Origin of the sequence: Neisseria subflava, assembly GCF_024205745.1 — a bacterium.
Classification (GTDB): domain Bacteria; phylum Pseudomonadota; class Gammaproteobacteria; order Burkholderiales; family Neisseriaceae; genus Neisseria; species Neisseria flavescens_B.
The window spans coordinates 963,783-979,400 of sequence record NZ_CP073117.1; the positions used below are offsets into that span (position 1 = coordinate 963,783).

At 55.0% G+C, this 15,618-nt stretch carries 14 protein-coding genes; 3 read left to right on the plus strand and 11 right to left on the minus strand.

What is annotated here, in order from left to right; genetic code table 11:
• Nucleotides 1-124 precede the first annotated feature (124 nt).
• Nucleotides 125-2,134 carry an OPT family oligopeptide transporter gene (locus tag KCG55_RS04755; RefSeq protein ID WP_254323530.1) on the plus strand — a complete coding sequence of 670 codons (2,010 nt, stop codon included), beginning with the start codon at nucleotides 125-127 and terminating at the stop codon, nucleotides 2,132-2,134.
• 89 nt (nucleotides 2,135-2,223) lie between these two features.
• Here the strand turns inward: KCG55_RS04755 and waaA are convergent, their stop codons facing one another.
• The 10 genes from waaA to KCG55_RS04805 all read right to left on the minus strand — a co-directional run bounded on the left by waaA (nucleotide 2,224) and on the right by KCG55_RS04805 (nucleotide 12,456).
• The gene (waaA, locus tag KCG55_RS04760; protein WP_254323531.1) at nucleotides 2,224-3,486 is read right to left on the minus strand and encodes a lipid IV(A) 3-deoxy-D-manno-octulosonic acid transferase; all 1,263 of its coding nucleotides are present in this window, start codon (nucleotides 3,484-3,486) and stop codon (nucleotides 2,224-2,226) included.
• A 138-nt stretch (nucleotides 3,487-3,624) separates the two neighbouring features.
• Entirely contained in the window at nucleotides 3,625-4,056 is a 432-nt protein-coding gene (locus KCG55_RS04765) for a plastocyanin/azurin family copper-binding protein (RefSeq protein ID WP_063068540.1), read from the minus strand.
• Between the two features lie 68 nt (nucleotides 4,057-4,124).
• Entirely contained in the window at nucleotides 4,125-4,889 is a 765-nt protein-coding gene (locus KCG55_RS04770) for an ABC transporter ATP-binding protein (RefSeq protein WP_049328808.1), read from the minus strand.
• A gap of 10 nt (nucleotides 4,890-4,899) precedes the next feature.
• A complete protein-coding gene (locus KCG55_RS04775; RefSeq protein WP_254323532.1) occupies nucleotides 4,900-5,946 on the minus strand; it encodes a FecCD family ABC transporter permease in 1,047 nt (348 codons plus the stop codon).
• Nucleotides 5,947-6,062: 116 nt separating this feature from the next.
• A complete protein-coding gene (locus tag KCG55_RS04780; protein ID WP_254323533.1) occupies nucleotides 6,063-7,178 on the minus strand; it encodes an ABC transporter substrate-binding protein in 1,116 nt (371 codons plus the stop codon).
• A gap of 506 nt (nucleotides 7,179-7,684) precedes the next feature.
• Nucleotides 7,685-9,448: a phosphoenolpyruvate--protein phosphotransferase gene (gene ptsP, locus KCG55_RS04785; protein ID WP_254323534.1), complete on the minus strand. Its 1,764-nt coding sequence runs from the start codon at nucleotides 9,446-9,448 to the stop codon at nucleotides 7,685-7,687.
• Nucleotides 9,448-9,717: an HPr family phosphocarrier protein gene (locus KCG55_RS04790; RefSeq protein ID WP_003683718.1), complete on the minus strand. Its 270-nt coding sequence runs from the start codon at nucleotides 9,715-9,717 to the stop codon at nucleotides 9,448-9,450. Before KCG55_RS04790 ends, ptsP begins: the two co-directional genes overlap by 1 nt.
• A gap of 44 nt (nucleotides 9,718-9,761) precedes the next feature.
• Nucleotides 9,762-10,190 carry a PTS sugar transporter subunit IIA gene (locus KCG55_RS04795; protein WP_254323535.1) on the minus strand — a complete coding sequence of 143 codons (429 nt, stop codon included), beginning with the start codon at nucleotides 10,188-10,190 and terminating at the stop codon, nucleotides 9,762-9,764.
• A 58-nt stretch (nucleotides 10,191-10,248) separates the two neighbouring features.
• Entirely contained in the window at nucleotides 10,249-10,812 is a 564-nt protein-coding gene (locus KCG55_RS04800; protein ID WP_063068536.1) for a hypoxanthine-guanine phosphoribosyltransferase, read from the minus strand.
• Between the two features lie 114 nt (nucleotides 10,813-10,926).
• Complete coding sequence (locus KCG55_RS04805; RefSeq protein ID WP_254323536.1) at nucleotides 10,927-12,456, minus strand: ABC transporter permease; 1,530 nt, start codon at nucleotides 12,454-12,456, stop codon at nucleotides 10,927-10,929.
• A gap of 233 nt (nucleotides 12,457-12,689) precedes the next feature.
• Between KCG55_RS04805 and KCG55_RS04810 the strand changes: the two genes are divergently transcribed.
• The gene (locus tag KCG55_RS04810) at nucleotides 12,690-13,220 is read left to right on the plus strand and encodes a cytochrome b (RefSeq protein ID WP_080974668.1); all 531 of its coding nucleotides are present in this window, start codon (nucleotides 12,690-12,692) and stop codon (nucleotides 13,218-13,220) included.
• Between the two features lie 156 nt (nucleotides 13,221-13,376).
• On the plus strand, nucleotides 13,377-14,381 hold the full coding sequence (gene pdxA / locus KCG55_RS04815; protein ID WP_254323537.1) for a 4-hydroxythreonine-4-phosphate dehydrogenase PdxA: 1,005 nt from the start codon (nucleotides 13,377-13,379) through the stop codon (nucleotides 14,379-14,381).
• 189 nt (nucleotides 14,382-14,570) lie between these two features.
• Here pdxA and KCG55_RS04820 read toward each other — a convergent pair whose 3' ends face one another.
• On the minus strand, nucleotides 14,571-15,566 hold the full coding sequence (locus KCG55_RS04820; protein ID WP_036492225.1) for a S49 family peptidase: 996 nt from the start codon (nucleotides 15,564-15,566) through the stop codon (nucleotides 14,571-14,573).
• Nucleotides 15,567-15,618 lie beyond the last annotated feature (52 nt).

Genomic DNA, 15,618 nt, shown 5'->3' on the forward strand with positions numbered 1-15,618 from the left:
TGCGTGTAGTCGGATAGTTCATTACAATGGTAAGAGAGAGGCTTTTCAGACGGCCTGATGGATGTATCAAAAGGCCGTCTGAAAAGTTTTGATTTGATTGTTTACCTGATACAGGAAGATTTTTATGAAACAGGCGGTTGATCCTTATGCGAGTTTCCGTGAACTGACGTTGCGGGGGATGATACTCGGCGCGTTGATTACGGTGATTTTTACGGCATCCAATGTGTATTTGGGCTTGAAGGTGGGCCTGACTTTTGCGTCTTCGATTCCGGCTGCGGTAATTTCGATGGCGGTTTTGAAGTTTTTTAAAGGCAGCAATATTCTGGAAAATAATATGGTGCAGACTCAGGCTTCGGCCGCGGGTACGCTCTCCAGTATTATTTTTATCTTGCCGGGTTTGCTGATGGCCGGTTATTGGGCGGGCTTTCCGTTTTGGCAGACAACGCTGCTGTGTATGTCCGGTGGTATTTTGGGCGTGATTTTCACTGTGCCTTTGCGTTATGCGATGGTGGTGAAGAGCGATTTGCCTTATCCGGAAGGTGTGGCGGCGGCTGAGATTTTGAAGGTCGGCGACCATGATGCGGACCAACAGGAAGGCGGCAGCGGTATCAAGGAATTGGTGTCGGGCGGCGCACTGGCCGGTTTGATGAGCTTCTGCGCAAGCGGTTTGCGCGTGGTGGCCGACAGCGCGAGCTTTTGGTTTAAAGGCGGCGCGTCGGTGTTCCAAGTGCCGATGGGCTTTTCTTTGGCCTTGCTGGGCGCGGGCTATTTGGTCGGCCTGACCGGCGGTATCGCGATTTTGCTGGGTATTTCGATTGCCTGGGGCGTGGCCGTGCCTTATTTGTCGGCGCATATTCCGCAACCTGCCGATATGGAGATGATTCCTTTTGCGATGTCTTTGTGGAAGGAAAAAGTCCGTTTTATCGGCGCGGGTACGATCGGTATCGCGGCTATTTGGACGCTGTTGACTTTGATGAAACCGATGGTCGAGGGTATGCGCCTGTCTTTCCGCAATTTCGGCGGTGCGCAGATGACCGAACGGACGGAACAGGATTTGTCGCCTAAGGCGATGATTGCCTGGGTGTTGGCGATGATGCTGGTGTTGGGCGTGTCTTTCTTCCACTTTATCGGCGACTCGCATATTTCCGGCGGTTTGGCTTGGCTGTTGGTGGTCGTATGTACGCTGCTGGCTTCGATTATCGGCTTTTTGGTGGCTGCGGCTTGTGGTTATATGGCCGGTTTGGTCGGTTCGTCTTCCAGCCCGATTTCGGGTGTGGGTATCGTCTCTATCGTTATCATTTCGCTGGTGTTGCTGTTGGTCGGCGAATCCGGCGGCTTGATGGCGGACGAGGCAAACCGCAAATTCCTGCTGGCGTTGACGCTGTTTTGCGGCGCGTCCGTGATTTGTGTGGCTTCGATTTCCAATGACAACCTGCAGGATTTGAAAACGGGTTATCTGGTAAAAGCAACACCTTGGAAACAGCAGGTTGCGCTGATTGTCGGCTGCGTTGTCGGTGCCGTGGTGATTTCGCCTGTGTTGGAGCTTTTGTATGAAGCCTACGGCTTTACCGGCGCGATGCCGCGTGAAGGCATGGATGCGGCTCAAGCCCTTGCCGCGCCTCAGGCAACTTTGATGACCACCATCGCCCAAGGTATTTTCTCGCACAATCTGCAATGGGATTATATTTTCACCGGCGTGGGCATCGGCGTGGCGTTGATTGCGGTCGATTTCACATTGCGCAAATCTTCCGGCGGCAAGCGCGCTTTGCCGGTATTGGCCGTGGGCATGGGCATTTACCTGCCGCCGTCTATAAATATGCCGATTGTGATCGGCGCGGTATTGGCGGCTGTGTTGAAATCCGTCATCGCCCGCCGTCAAGAAAACCGTGAAGGCCGTCTGAAAAATGCGGAACGTATCGGTACGCTGTTCTCCGCCGGTTTGATTGTCGGCGAGAGTCTGATCGGTGTGATTATGGCGTTTATCATCGCCTTCTCCGTAACCAACGGCGGTTCGGATGCACCTTTGGCCCTGAACCTGGAAAACTGGGATACGGCCGCCAAATGGCTGGGCTTGGCGTTTTTTGTTTTCGGTATGTTCGTGTTTGCACGCCGCGTGTTGAAAGCAGGACGCTAAGTTTGTAGGTTGAGAAAAGGCCGTCTGAAACCCAAAAAATTGGGGTTTCAGACGGCCTTTTTAGTGTAGAGTTGTTTGGAGGGATTGGGCTAACGCTGATTCAAACAATCTGCAATTGCTTTGGCAATTTTGGCACTGGCGCCTTGGTGTTGCGAAATGAATTGCTCGGTGTGGCTGATCAGCTGTTGTCGCAGCGTTTCATCGTCGAGGTATTGGCGCGTGGTTCTGTACCAGGCTTCGGCGGTTTCGACGCGGACGGCGGCTTTGGCTTCGACTGCGCCTTTGCAGGCTTGGGCGAAGTTGTAGTTGGAGTAGCCGAAGAGGGTGGGGACGCGGCAGGAGATGGGTTCGATAATGTTTTGGCAGCCGGCATCAACGAGGCTGCCGCCAACGAAGGCAATGTCCGCGCTGAGGTAGTAGGCGGCAAGTTCGCCCATGCTGTCGCCTATCCAAACTTGTGTATCGGGGGAAACGGGTTGTCCGTCGCTGCGTTTTTGGACGGTATAACCAAGCGATTTGGCGGTATCGTAGGCCGTCTGAAAGTTTTCAGGGTGGCGCGGGACGATGACCAGCAAGGCATTGCCGCGGTAGCCCTGCCATGCTTTGAGGAGCAGCTCGGCTTCGTCTGTGCCTTTGTACACGCGCGTGCTGGCGCAGACGACGACGGCTCGTGCGCCGATGCGTTCTTTAAAGGCGGCGGCAAGCGGGCGCGAGTCGTCGGGGGGCGCGATGTCGTATTTGGTGTTGCCGCAGACGTGGACGTTGGATGCGCCGATGAGGTGCAGGCGTTCGGCATCGGCGGCGGTTTGGGCAAAGCAGCCGGAGAGGGTCTGCATGGCAGGCTCGACCAGCTTGCGGATTTTGAGGTAGCCGCGTTGGGATTTTTCGGAGAGGCGCGCGTTGGCCAAAAAGAGGGGAATACCTGCTTTTTGGCAGCCGTGCATCAGGTTGGGCCAGATTTCGGTTTCCATCAAAATGCCGCAGATGGGGCGGTGTTCGGCTAAAAATCGGGCGACCCATTCGGATTTGTCGTAGGGCAGGTAACGGCATTGCGCATCGGGGAACAGGGATTGCGCGGTGGCGCGGCCGGTCGGCGTCATTTGGGTAATCAGAAACGGCGAGTCGGGAAAATGGCGGCGCAATGCCTGCACCAAAGGCTCGGCCGCACGCGTTTCGCCGACGGATACGGCGTGTATCCAAATCGGGCGTTGCACGGGATTGGGATACGCCTGCCCGAAACGCTCGTCCCAATGCTCGAGATAGGCTGGGGATTTGAGGGCGCGGCGACGCAGGTGGCGGCGGATCAGGAAGGGGGCGAGGTGCCACAGCGTGGCGTAAAGGCGGCGTATCATGCTTACGGGTCTTGTGTCGGAATAGGCCTATTTTATCGGAAACTGAAACGGAAGATATAGCTTTGATGCGTGTTTTACGCAAAGGAAATAGGCCGTCTGAAAGGTTTCAGACGGCCTTTAATGCAGGTATAAACGCGTTTACTTCACTTGCGCCATATATTTTTTCAGACGGCCTTTGCTTTGCATGGCGCGGTTTTCCATTTCATCGACAACGGCTTGTGCTTTGGCTTTGTTCACCGGTTTGCCGACCTGAATTACGCCGCTCATGTTCATCATGCGGTGCGGCGGGCAGGTATAGACGTACACGCCTTCTTTGTCGAGCTTGAGCGTGAAGTCTTTGCCGTCTTCGGAAAGGAAGTCGGCAACGCCGTCAGGCAGGGCTTTGCTTTGTACCCAGTGTCCGCTGTTAGTAGCTTTGAAGGTAACAGTATCGCCGACTTTGGCATTGACGTAGCCTGGCTCGAACACCATGCTGCCGTCTTTGCCGTTGTCGAGCATTTTGATTTCGTGGTTGGCGGCGTATGCGCTCAGGGAAGCGGTCAGCATCAGGAGGAAGAGTGATTTTTTCATGGGAAAGTCCTTTTTGTGAAGAGTATAAAATGATTGCGTGGCTGGTTTCTTGGTGGCAGATTTACCAGCTAGGATTGCCGCATCGGGCGGATAACGGGCAGGCCTTTGCTGTCGTATAAGAGCTCGATGTCCACTTTATACAGCCTGCCTATCATGTCTGCCTGCAATACGTCCTGCGGCGCGCCCTGCGCCTGTACTTTGCCTTCGCCGAGCAGAATCACGCCGTCTGAAAACTGTGCGGCGAGGCTCAAATCATGTAACACCATCAACGTAACCAGATTGTGTTCGTGCGTGTATTGCACCACGCGCTCCAAGAGGTTCAACTGGTGGTGCATATCCAGCGCGCTGACTGGTTCGTCCAGCATTAGGATTTCGGGGCGGCGCAGCATGACTTGGGCGAACATGACGAGCTGCCGCTGTCCGCCGGAAAGCCGCATGACGTCGCGGTGCGCCAGATGGCCGATGCCCAGCTCCGCCATGATACTTGCGGCTTCGTGCAGTAGTTCGTCGCCGACGTGCATGTGCAGCGCGTCCATGCGGCCGAGCAACACGACTTCCAGCGCGGTCAGCGAGGCTTCGGCGGCGGTGTCCTGCGGCATATAGCCTATGCGTTTGCGCCAGCTTTGCAGGTGGATTTTGCTCAACACTTCGTCGCCGTAGCGGATGGTGCCTTTGTGCGCTACTTCGCCAAAAATCGTTTTCATCAGCGAGGATTTGCCCGTGCCGTTCGGGCCGAGCACGGAATAGACTTTGCCTTGTTCCAGCGTCAAATCGATACTGTCGGCGACCACATAATCGCCACGCCGGATATGGACATTTTCAAGTTTCAACATTTCAGATGGCCTATCGTTTCGTTAATACAATCCAGAAGAAGAACGGCACGCCGACAAACGACGTAACGATGCCCACCGGAAACAGCGCGCCCGGGATAATCACCTTGGACAACACGCTCGCCACCGATAAAAACGCCGCCCCTGCCAGCATCGCGCCGGGCAGGAAGAAACGTTGGTCTTCGCCCAAAAGAATCCGCGCCACATGCGGCGCGACCAAGCCGATAAAGCCGATCACGCCGACAAAACTGATGGCCGTCGCCGTCATTACCGCCACCAATACCAGCGTTTTCAGGCGCAAAAATTGCAGATTGATGCCCAGCCCGACGGCGCGTTCTTCGCCCAAGCGCAGCGCAGTCAGCTTCCACACATCGCGCGAAAGCAGAAACACGCACACCGCCGTAACCGCCGCCGTAACGATGACCGTCTCCCAAGTTGCTTTGTTTAAACTGCCAAACAGCCAAAACAGAATCTGCTGCGAAATCTCAGGCGCGGCGATAAATTGAATCAGCGACAAAATCGACTGAAACAGAAACAACAGCGCAATCCCCACCAGCACCAGCATCGCCGAATTGAAGCGGCGCGCCGAGGCAAACAAAAACAAGATGCCCGAAGCCAGCATGGTCATCACAAACGCACCGATAGGAACGGCGACCGTTTCAGGCAGCCCGAAACCGCCGAACGCAATCACCATCGACGCGCCCAAACCTGCCGCCGCCGCCAAGCCCAGCGTATAAGGGCTGGCCATCGGGTTGTTCAACAGCGTTTGAATTTCCGCACCGCCGACACCCAAAGCCGCGCCGACTACCAAGGCCATTACCGCAATCGGCAGGCGCAGATCCATCACAATCAGGCGGTTCATTTCATCGACTCCGGGTTTGCCCAGCAAAACATTGACCACTTCGCCGACCGGCAGCGTGTCCGTCATCGCAGGGCCGGTGGCAATATCGAATAGGAAACTGACCGCGGCGATGACTAAAAACATCAACACAATCAACCAACGCTTGCCTTCCAACTTGCGCTGGTTTTTCACAATCTCGGCGACAACCGAATCATTCATGTTTCAAACCTTTAAAAAAGAGTGTTGTGAAAGGGGAGAACAGGTTTGCCTTTTTCTTCCGCAAAAATTTCAGACGGCCTTACGATTTAAAAGGCCGTCTGAAAATCTAAACTACCTTATTGTCCTTTCGGATAGAGGTAGAACGTGCCGTTCGGCACGACGGGCAGGTTTTGGCGGTAGAAGTCCAGATAGGTCTTCTCAGGGTTGAAATCTTTAAACAACTGCGGATAAATCGCTTTGGCCATAAACTGAATCGATGCGCTGTCGGACAGCGTGCGCGAGTTGGCGTGGTAGGCGGCGTAGAGGCGGTTGTTTTTAATCGCAGGCAGGTTGGCCCAGCCGGCGCGTTTGGCAAAGCCTGCCAAGCGTTTTTCCGCTTCGGCTTTCGGAATGCCCCAGCCCATCACCATGGCGGTCGGGCTTTTCTTCAATTCGGTTTCGCGGCCGGTAATCACGATGACGTCGGGTTTGGCGGCGAGGACTTTTTCAGGGTTGATCGGGCCGTAGAATTCGACCGAAGAAGCGGCGATATTGTTGCCGCCGACCAGCGTCGCCATCGAACCCCACATGCTCTTGCCGAAGGTAACGCTGTGTTCTGAAGGGCCTTTGTTACCGAACTCGACATAGACTTTAGGCTTGGGCAGGTTGGCTTTTTGCACGCGCGCTTGGATGGTGTCGGCGACGCGTTTGTAGTCTGCCGCCAGTTTGTCGGCTTTTTGCTGCTGGCCGGTCAGCGTGCCGATGAGCTTGGTTGATTGAACGTGTTTGGCGACCGTTTGCGCGTTGTAGTCCAACACGACGATGGGGATGCCGGCTTTGTTGATGCGGTCGAGATCGGAACCCAACGCCTTGTATTGCCATTCGGCCAAAACCAGCAAATCGGGTTTCAGCGCCAATACTTTCTCAATCGAGAAAGTGCCGACTTCCACTTCGCCCACGTCGGTCAGCTGATTCAGTTTAGGTACGGCTTTGCTGAATGCCGCCCAGCTTGGCGGCGCCCAGTCGGCCCAAACTGCTTTGGAAAAACCGACGACGTTGTCCAGCGCGGTTTTACCGCCGATGGCCATGTAGTCTTGGTAATAGAAGCCCAAAACCACGCGTTTGGCAGGCAGGTCGACGGTTACCTTACGGCCGACGGTATCGGTCAGCTGAACGGGTTTGGCAAAAGCGGATACGGAGCCGACTGATAACGCTGCAGCGGCAATCAAAGCAGAAAGTTGCGTAAATCTCATAAATTATTCCTTTAGAATATGATGATAACTATTATCTTTTTATAAATTTACAAGGTATTGAATCTTTTTTCAAGTAAACGTAGAAATAGACATATTTTAGAGTAAAAAGTTGCATTATTAAAACAAAGGGATAGTGTTTGGTTGTACTGAAGAATTAGTGAAAAGGAATGATATGGGTGCCTAAAGCCATAGTGGGCAGTAGCTGGAAGAAATAGGCAAAGGGTCATTTATTGCAAAAAATAAAAGGTATCCGGTTGAGTACAGCAGGCCGTCTGAAACCTTGTAATCGGGGTTCAGACGGCCTTTGGGGTGGGTATAAAAGCGTTTATTTCACTTGCGCCATATATTTTTCAGACGGCCTGTAAGCAGTATTTGGGAAAAGTGAAAAAGGTTGGTTTTTGAAATGGCGAAATAGGGGAGAAGGGGGCTTGAGGGAGAATCGGGTGTAAACCCAAAATGGGGGCGAATAAAAAGGGCGTGTATCGAAACACGCCCTTGCCGGAGGTTCAGACGGCCTGTGATTCCGTCTGTTCGCTTTGGTTGAGGATTTTAATCAGCTTCTCGGTTTTTTCCGGATCTTCGCAGCGCAGGATTTTGGCGGCATCGTTTTCGAGATGACCGGTGTGGCTGTGCAGGATGATGTTTTTAACCGAAAGCAGGTTGTTGGGATTCATGGAGAAGCGGCGCAGGCCCATGCCGAGCAACAGTCGGGTGAAGACGGTATCGCCGGCCATTTCGCCGCAGATGGACACGCCTTTTTCCATGCGGTTTGCCGTGCGGATGATGTGTTGCAGCGTTTTGAGGACGGCAGGGTGGCCGGGTTGGTAGAGGTGGCCGACGCTGTCGTCGCCGCGGTCGACCGACAGGAGGTATTGAATCAGGTCGTTGGTGCCGATGGAGATGAAATCGACGAGCTTGAGGATGCTGCCGACGGTCATGGCGGCGGACGGGATTTCAATCATGCAGCCGATGCTGACCGGTCCGAAGGCTTCGTCGCGTTCGGTCAGTTGGCGTTGGGCCGTGTCCAGATGGATAAGGCATTGGCGCACTTCGGAAATAGACGTAATCATCGGCCACATCATGCGCACGGGGCCGTGGACGGCGGCACGGAGGATGGCGCGCATTTGGGTGCGGAACATGACCGGCTCGGCGAGGCACAGGCGGATGCCGGTCAGGCCGAGTGCGGGGTTGAGGCTGCCGTTGGGCGAGCTGTTTTGGCCGAACCAGCGCGGATTTTTATCGACACCCAAATCGACGGTGCGGACGGTGATGCTTTTGCCTTTCATCTTTTTCACAATCGCGCTGTACACTTCGTATTGCTCGTCTTCAGACGGCATGGTGTCGCGGTTGAGATAAAGAAATTCGCTGCGGAACAGGCCGACGCCGTCTGCGCCGAAGTTGTGCAGGGTTTTGATGTCTTCGGCGGATTCGATGTTGGCCAAAAGTTCGATGTTGATGCCGTCGGCCGTGGTGGCGGCGGTTTTTTTGATTTTGTTGAGTTCGCGCTTGTGGCTGCGGTATTCGCGGGCGAGGCGGCGGTATTCGTTGAGGACGACTTCGTCGGGATCGATGATGAGGGTGCCGTTGATGCCGTCGACGATGACGATTTCGTTTTCGGTGATGAGTTTGCGGGCGTTGTGCAGGCCGATGACGGACGGAATGTCGAGGCTGCGGCCCAAGATGGCGGTATGGCTGGTCGGGCCGCCGGCATCGGTTACGAAGGCGGTAATGTGCTGCTCTTTGAACAATACGGTATCGGCAGGCGAGAGGTCGTGCGCGATGAGGACGGTGTCGTCAAACAGGTTGCCGGCGAGGTTGATTTCGTTGCTTTGGCCGACAAGGTTGTTGTGGATGCGGCGGACGACTTGAAGCATGTCCTGTTTGCGTTCGCGCAGGTAGTCGTCGTCGATGCTGTCGAACTGGGCGGCAAGCTTGTCGCTTTGTTGTTTCAATGCCCATTCGGCGTTGATTTTCTGCTCGCGCAAAATGTCGATGGGTTCGCGCGAGAGGGTAACGTCGGTCAGCAGCATCAGGTGCAGGGAGATGAACGCGCCCAATTCGGTCGGGGCGTTTTCGGGAATCGCGCCGCGCAGCTGTTCCAATTCTTTGCGCGTGGCTTTGATGGCGTTGTCGAAACGGGCAACTTCGGCATCGAGTTTGTCGGGATCAATGTCGTATTGGAGGACTTCCGTTGTGCCGCGCGTGATGAGGTGGGCGTGGCCGATGGCAATGCCTTTGCCCGCGGCTACACCGTGTAGGACGATGCTCATTATTCGCCCTCGCCGAAGTAGTCGTTGATGAGGTCGGTCAACGCCTGCATGGCGGCGGCTTCGTCTGCGCCTTCTGTTTCCAGCTCAATCACGGTACCTTTGGCAGCGGCCAGCATCATCAGGCCCATGATGCTTTTGCCGTTGACGCGGTTGCCGTTTTTGGTAACCCAGACTTCGCTTTGGAATTGGGAGGCGGTTTGGGTGAATTTGCTGGAGGCGCGTGCGTGCAGGCCGAGTTTGTTGATGATTTCGATTTCTTGTTTGAGCATGGATGTCCCCTAAATGTTCGTAAAGTGAATGTTTTCAGACGGCCTTAGCCGTTTTCTTTGCACACCAGGTCTTCAGGTGCGGATGTAATGGCGAAAATGCCACGGATGGCGGCTTCTTTAACGGTTTCGGTGAAGTCGGAGAGGTTTTCGGCTTGTGATGAGTATTGGATGGCTTTAATCATCATCGGGGCGTTGAGGCCGGTCAGGATGGCGGATTTGTTTTCGCGCACCAGTCGGCGTGCGGCGTTGCACGGGGTTGCGCCGAAGATGTCGGTCATGATCAGCACGCCGCGGTTGTCGGGAAATTTCTGCAACGCGGCGATGGCGTTGTTGATGATATCGTTTTGATCTTCGTCGGGCTGTACGCCGAGGATGTGGAGATTTCCGGGAAAGCCGTTGGGGAAGAAATGGTCGGCCAAACCGCGATAGGCTTCACCTATGGTTTCATGTGTAATGATTAACAAACCTATCATGATGTGTTCCTAGTATGGGGGTTGAGGCCGTCTGAAGATTTTTCAGACGGCCTTTGTTTTATTTATTGTTTAAGGCGTAGATTTCGCCGAGGTTGCGCCAACAGCCGGCGGCATCCATGCCGTAGCCGAAGACGTAGCGGTTGGGCACGTCCAAACCGACATAATCGGCTTTGGTCGGTTTTTCTTTATCAATCAGCTTGTTGGCAAATACGGCCGCACGGCAGCTTGCCGCGCCCATTTCCAACAGTTTTTCCTGAATGGCGGCCATGGTGTGGCCTTCGTCCAAGATGTCGTCCAAAACGACTACATGACGGCCTTTGATTTGCTCGGGGTCGGGCATGCGTTTCCAGTTGAACGCGCCGCCTGCGAGTTTGTCGCCATAGCGGGAAACGTGGACGTAGTCAAAGTCCAAAGGGAAACGCAACAGCGGCAGCAACTGTCCTGTAAACACCACCGCGCCACCCATTACCGGCAGGAGCAGGGGGTATTTGCCGCCCAAGTCGCGGGTAATGTCGTCGGCAACTTTTTGCAAGGCCGCGCGGCATTGTTCTTGGTCAAACAGCAAGTCGGCATTGTCCAGCATGGCTTGGGTTTCAAGGCGTTTGGTTTCTAAGTCGGTCATGATAGATCGTGTTGAGTGCGGTTAAAAACAAATTATATAGCGGATTCAATCAATTTTCGATACAAGGCGCGGCAATAGTGTAGTGAAAGTGAAGGGAAATTGAGCCGACCACGTTCAGACGGCCTTTTGCCCTTCCGCTTCGTCCACCAGCAAAAATGCCGACAGAGCCAAAGCGGTCAATACCGCCGTCAACACCATCGCCCGTCCGTAATTGTCCGCACCGGCGCGTCCGAGATAATCGTAAATCAAAGTGGTCAGCGTCTGCCATTCGGGGCGCGACAGGAACAATGTGGCCGCAAATTCGCCGATACACGTTGCCGAAGCCAAAGTCAGACCACGCCGTAAAGCCGGTTTCAATAAAGGCGCGGTTACATAACAGGCCGTCTGAAAAGCGTTTGCGCCCATGGTACGCGCCGCCGCTGCGTAATCTTTGGGCAAACCATCCCACGCGGCTAATACATCTTTGGCCACAAACGGATACGCCAACAGCGCGTAAGTCGCGGTCAGCAGCCACAGCGAAGCCGTCCACTGCGGATAGAGCAACAAAACGCCAAACGCGATGCACACGGGCGACACCATAAACGGCAAAAACATCAGCGCGCGCAACCACGCCATTTGCCGTGCCGCCGCCGCATACAGCACGCCCAAAACCGTTGCCGCCGCCACGGCTGCCGCAGAGAAACGGACGGTGTTCCACACAGCCGCCCACGTTTGCGCCTCTAGCAAGACTGCCCATGAAGAGCCTGCCGATACCGCCTTGAGCCATACCGCCGCCAAAGGCAGCAGGCAGCACAGTGCCAACATGACCAATACCGTTGCCGTCAGCCATTTTTCCCAAGCCCATATCGGTGCACGCGGAGGCAAAGGCGAGACCGACTTATCCACAGCGACGCGCCTGCTCCAATACGCATACAAACCGCCTGCCGCCGCCGTAACCGCCAGCACCAGCCACACCAGCACCGACGCACGCGCCATGTCCAACTCATACGCCACCAGCCGGTAGATTTCCACTTCCACCGTTGCAAAACGTTCGCCGCCGAGCAGCAAGGCCAGCCCGAAGCCTGAAAAACAATATAAAAACACCAGACACGCGCCGCCGGCAACCCACGCACGCACCACCGGCCATTCGACCCAGACAAACCGCCGCCACGCGTCCGCGCCCAAAGATTGCGCCGACAGCAACCGCGCCTGCGGCACACGCACAAATCCCTGATACGCCGAGCGCACTAAAACCGGCAGGTTGAAAAACACATTACCGTAAATCAGCAGCCACGGTGTGTCCTGCCAACCTGCAGCCAGCATACCGTGTGCGCCAAACAAAGCCAGCACGCCCATGCCCGCCACCAAAGTCGGCATCACAAAAGGCAGCATCAGCAGGCGTAAAACCGTGCGCCGTCCGGCAAAGTCCATCCGCGCCAGCACCCACGCCGCAGGCACGCCCAAAGCCGTGACCAAGACGCAGGTCAAAACTGCCTGCGCCACCGTCCAGCCCAAGCGCAGGCGCATATAGTCATCAGCCACCACTTCCGCCCAAGCGCCTTCGCCGTCGTAAAACGCCAACGATAGCAAAGGCGCGGCCACCATAATCGCCAAGAAACCCAAAGGCAGAAGCAACAGCGCAAACCGCCGAATCCAAACCTGCATCGATGCGTACCCGAGAATAAAAACGCCTATTTTAGCCCGAGTTCGGCATAGAAGGTGGTATTCCTGCCCTTGTTTTCAGACGGCCCGGGCAGCCTGACGGATAAAACCGCCGTTTCTTCAAATTTTCCAAACATTTACGAAATCTCTTCAAAAAGGCAACATAATCAGTTGGGCATTTTTGTTACAATGCCGCCGATTCAAAAAACCAAACAAATCAAAAACAAGGAAACATTATGACCACTACACGTCCACAAACCTACGATGCCGTCGCGCGCGCGTTGCACTGGCTGACCGTACTCGGTTTCATCGGCATCCTCTCCACCATTACCGTTTGGACCATCTACGATGGCGAAGAATGGGTCAAATCGCTCTTCGGCGTGCATAAATCCATCGGTTTCATCACGCTACTGGTGATTGCCGTGCGCATTGTTTGGGCTTTGCTCAATGCGTCCAAACGTCCTGCCGCCGACAGCTTTGCCGCCAAAGCAGGCCACCTTGCCCTTTACGTCTTCATGCTCGCCGTCCCCGTTATCGGCATGATCCGCCAATACGGCGGCGGTCGCGGCCCGTTGAAAGTATTCGGTGTCGAAGTGATGCAGGGTTCGCCTGAAAAAATCGAATGGATGTCCAACCTCGGCAATATGGCGCACGGCAAACTCGGCTGGCTGCTTTTTGCGCTTGTCGCCGGCCACATCGCCATGGTTGTCGTCCACCGCATTCAAGGCCACGACGTTTTGTACCGCATGATCGGCCGTCGTTCTTAAGTGTAAAACGGTAAACAGCTAAGGCCGTCTGAAAACAGTTTGACCAAGCAAAAACTGTTTTCAGACGGCCTTTTTGTATTTGTGTTAATCTGCAAAAGTAGGGCAGGCATTTTGCCTGATGTTGTCCAAATACTGTAAACCGTACCGAGAAACACCATGACTGCTCCCATTCTCGCCATCACTTCCGGCGAACCGGCCGGCATCGGCCCCGACATCTGCCTTGATTTGGCTTTCTCCGACCTTCCTTGCCGTCCCGTTGTTTTGTGTGACAAAAACCTGTTGGCGCAAAGGGCCGAACAGCTCGGCAAATCCGTCATCCTGCGCGACTTCCAAGCCCAAGCGGCTGATCCGTTGCCCAAGGGCGAACTCGAAGTCCTGCATATTCCTTTAGATGCCGAGTGTCGGGCGGGCGAACTCAATCCTGCCAATGCCGCGTATGTGCTCCGACTGCTGGATACGGCGTATCAAGGCATTTCAGACGGCCTGTTTGCCGGTATGGTGACCGCGCCGCTGCATAAAGGCATCATCAACGATGCCCACGCAGGCAACGGCTTTTTTAGCGGCCATACCGAATACCTTGCCGAAAAAAGCCATACCGAACAAGTCGTCATGATGTTGACCGGCGGCGGCCTGTGTGTGGCGTTGATGACCACCCATCTGCCGCTGAAAGACATTCCCGCCGCCATCACGAAGCCTTTAATCGAGTCGGTTGTCCGCATTCTTGAACACGACCTGCGTCATAAGTTCGGCATAGCCAAACCGGTCATCCTCGTTACCGGCCTCAACCCCCATGCGGGCGAAGGCGGCCATTTGGGACACGAAGAAATCGACACTATTATTCCGGCGCTTCATGCCCTGCAGGCCGAAGGCATAGACGCGCGCGGCCCTTATCCGGCCGATACCGTGTTCCAACCCTTCCTGCTCAAAGATGCCGATGCCGTCCTTGCCATGTATCACGACCAAGGGCTGCCGGTGCTCAAATATGCCGGTTTTGGCGAAGGCGTGAACATCACCCTCGGCCTGCCCTTTATCCGCACCTCCGTCGATCATGGCACGGCCTTGAACTTGGCAGGCACGGGCAAAGCCGATTCCGGCAGCCTGATTACCGCCGTCCGCGCCGCGCTTGATATGGCGCACAATATGCAGAAGCAGGCCGTCTGAAATGTGGAGGCTTGATCATTTGCAGGCGTAATGTGTTCCCGTAAAAGCATCATTAGGGGATATTTGTCTGTCGGTTTGATGAAGCCGATAAATGTTTGGACAATGATCAGCGTTTTATTTTAAAAACCATATAAAAAGGTCGTCTGAAACCCCGATGTTTGGAGTTTCAGACGACCTTTTATTTTTTATTTACCAAATTTCAGACAAAGTTTCTTTGACTTTGGCCTTCACTTCCGCACCGAAGCGGCGGCTGAGCATTTTGCTGAAATCGTCTTGCGGCGTGTAGTTGACCAGCTCGGGGGCTTTGACGACATCGCGGGCAACGCTGTAAATGCTGCCGAAGTCGTCAATCAGGCCGACCTGTTTGGCTTCTTTGCCGGTATAGATGCGGCCGCTGAAAACGTCGGGATACTGTTTGTCTTTCAACCTTGCGCCGCGGCCGAGTTTGACGGCTTTGATGAATTCTTGGTGGATATCGCCCAACATACTTTCCCAAATTTGGGTTTGCGCCGGCGTTTCAGGTGTGAAAGGGTCGCCCATGCCTTTGTTGCTGCCGGCGGTTTTCAGACGGCGTTTGACACCGGCTTTGTCCATCAGGCCGGTAAAGTCGAAACCGCCGCCGATCACACCGATGCTGCCGACGATGCTGGAAGGGTCGGCATAAATTTTGTCGGCTGCGGCGGCAATGTAGTAGCAGCCGGAAGCGCACATGTCTTCGGCAACGAGGTAAACGGGGATGTCTTTGTGTTCGGCTTTGAGGCGGCGGACTTCGTTAAAGGCTATGCTGGACACGACAGGCGAACCGCCGGGGCTGTTGGCGCGGATGATGATGGCTTTGGCGTTGCCGTTTTCGTAGGCGGCTTCCATGCTGTCGCGCAGGATTTGGACTTGGTCGTCGATGTCGTTGCCGATTTCGCCGGTCAGGTCGATAACGGCGGTGTGTTCGCTGCGGGCTTGGACCGACGTGGTTTTCCCTTCTTCTTCCGCAAGGCCGAAAATCAGGCTGAGGAAGATGAGGACGGCGACGCCGCGCCAGATATTGCGCCAAATGCGGGCGCGGCGTTGTTCTTGGTAGGCGGCGAGGAGGACTTCGCGCAGGGTGTTGCGCTCCCAGTTGTCGACGGGGGTGGAGGCTGAAGAGGGTGTGTTTTGGGCATCGCCTTCACGGTGGATTCGGTATTGCATGATGTGATGTGCTTTCGTGCAGGCCGTCTGAATGTTCAGACGGCCTTATCGG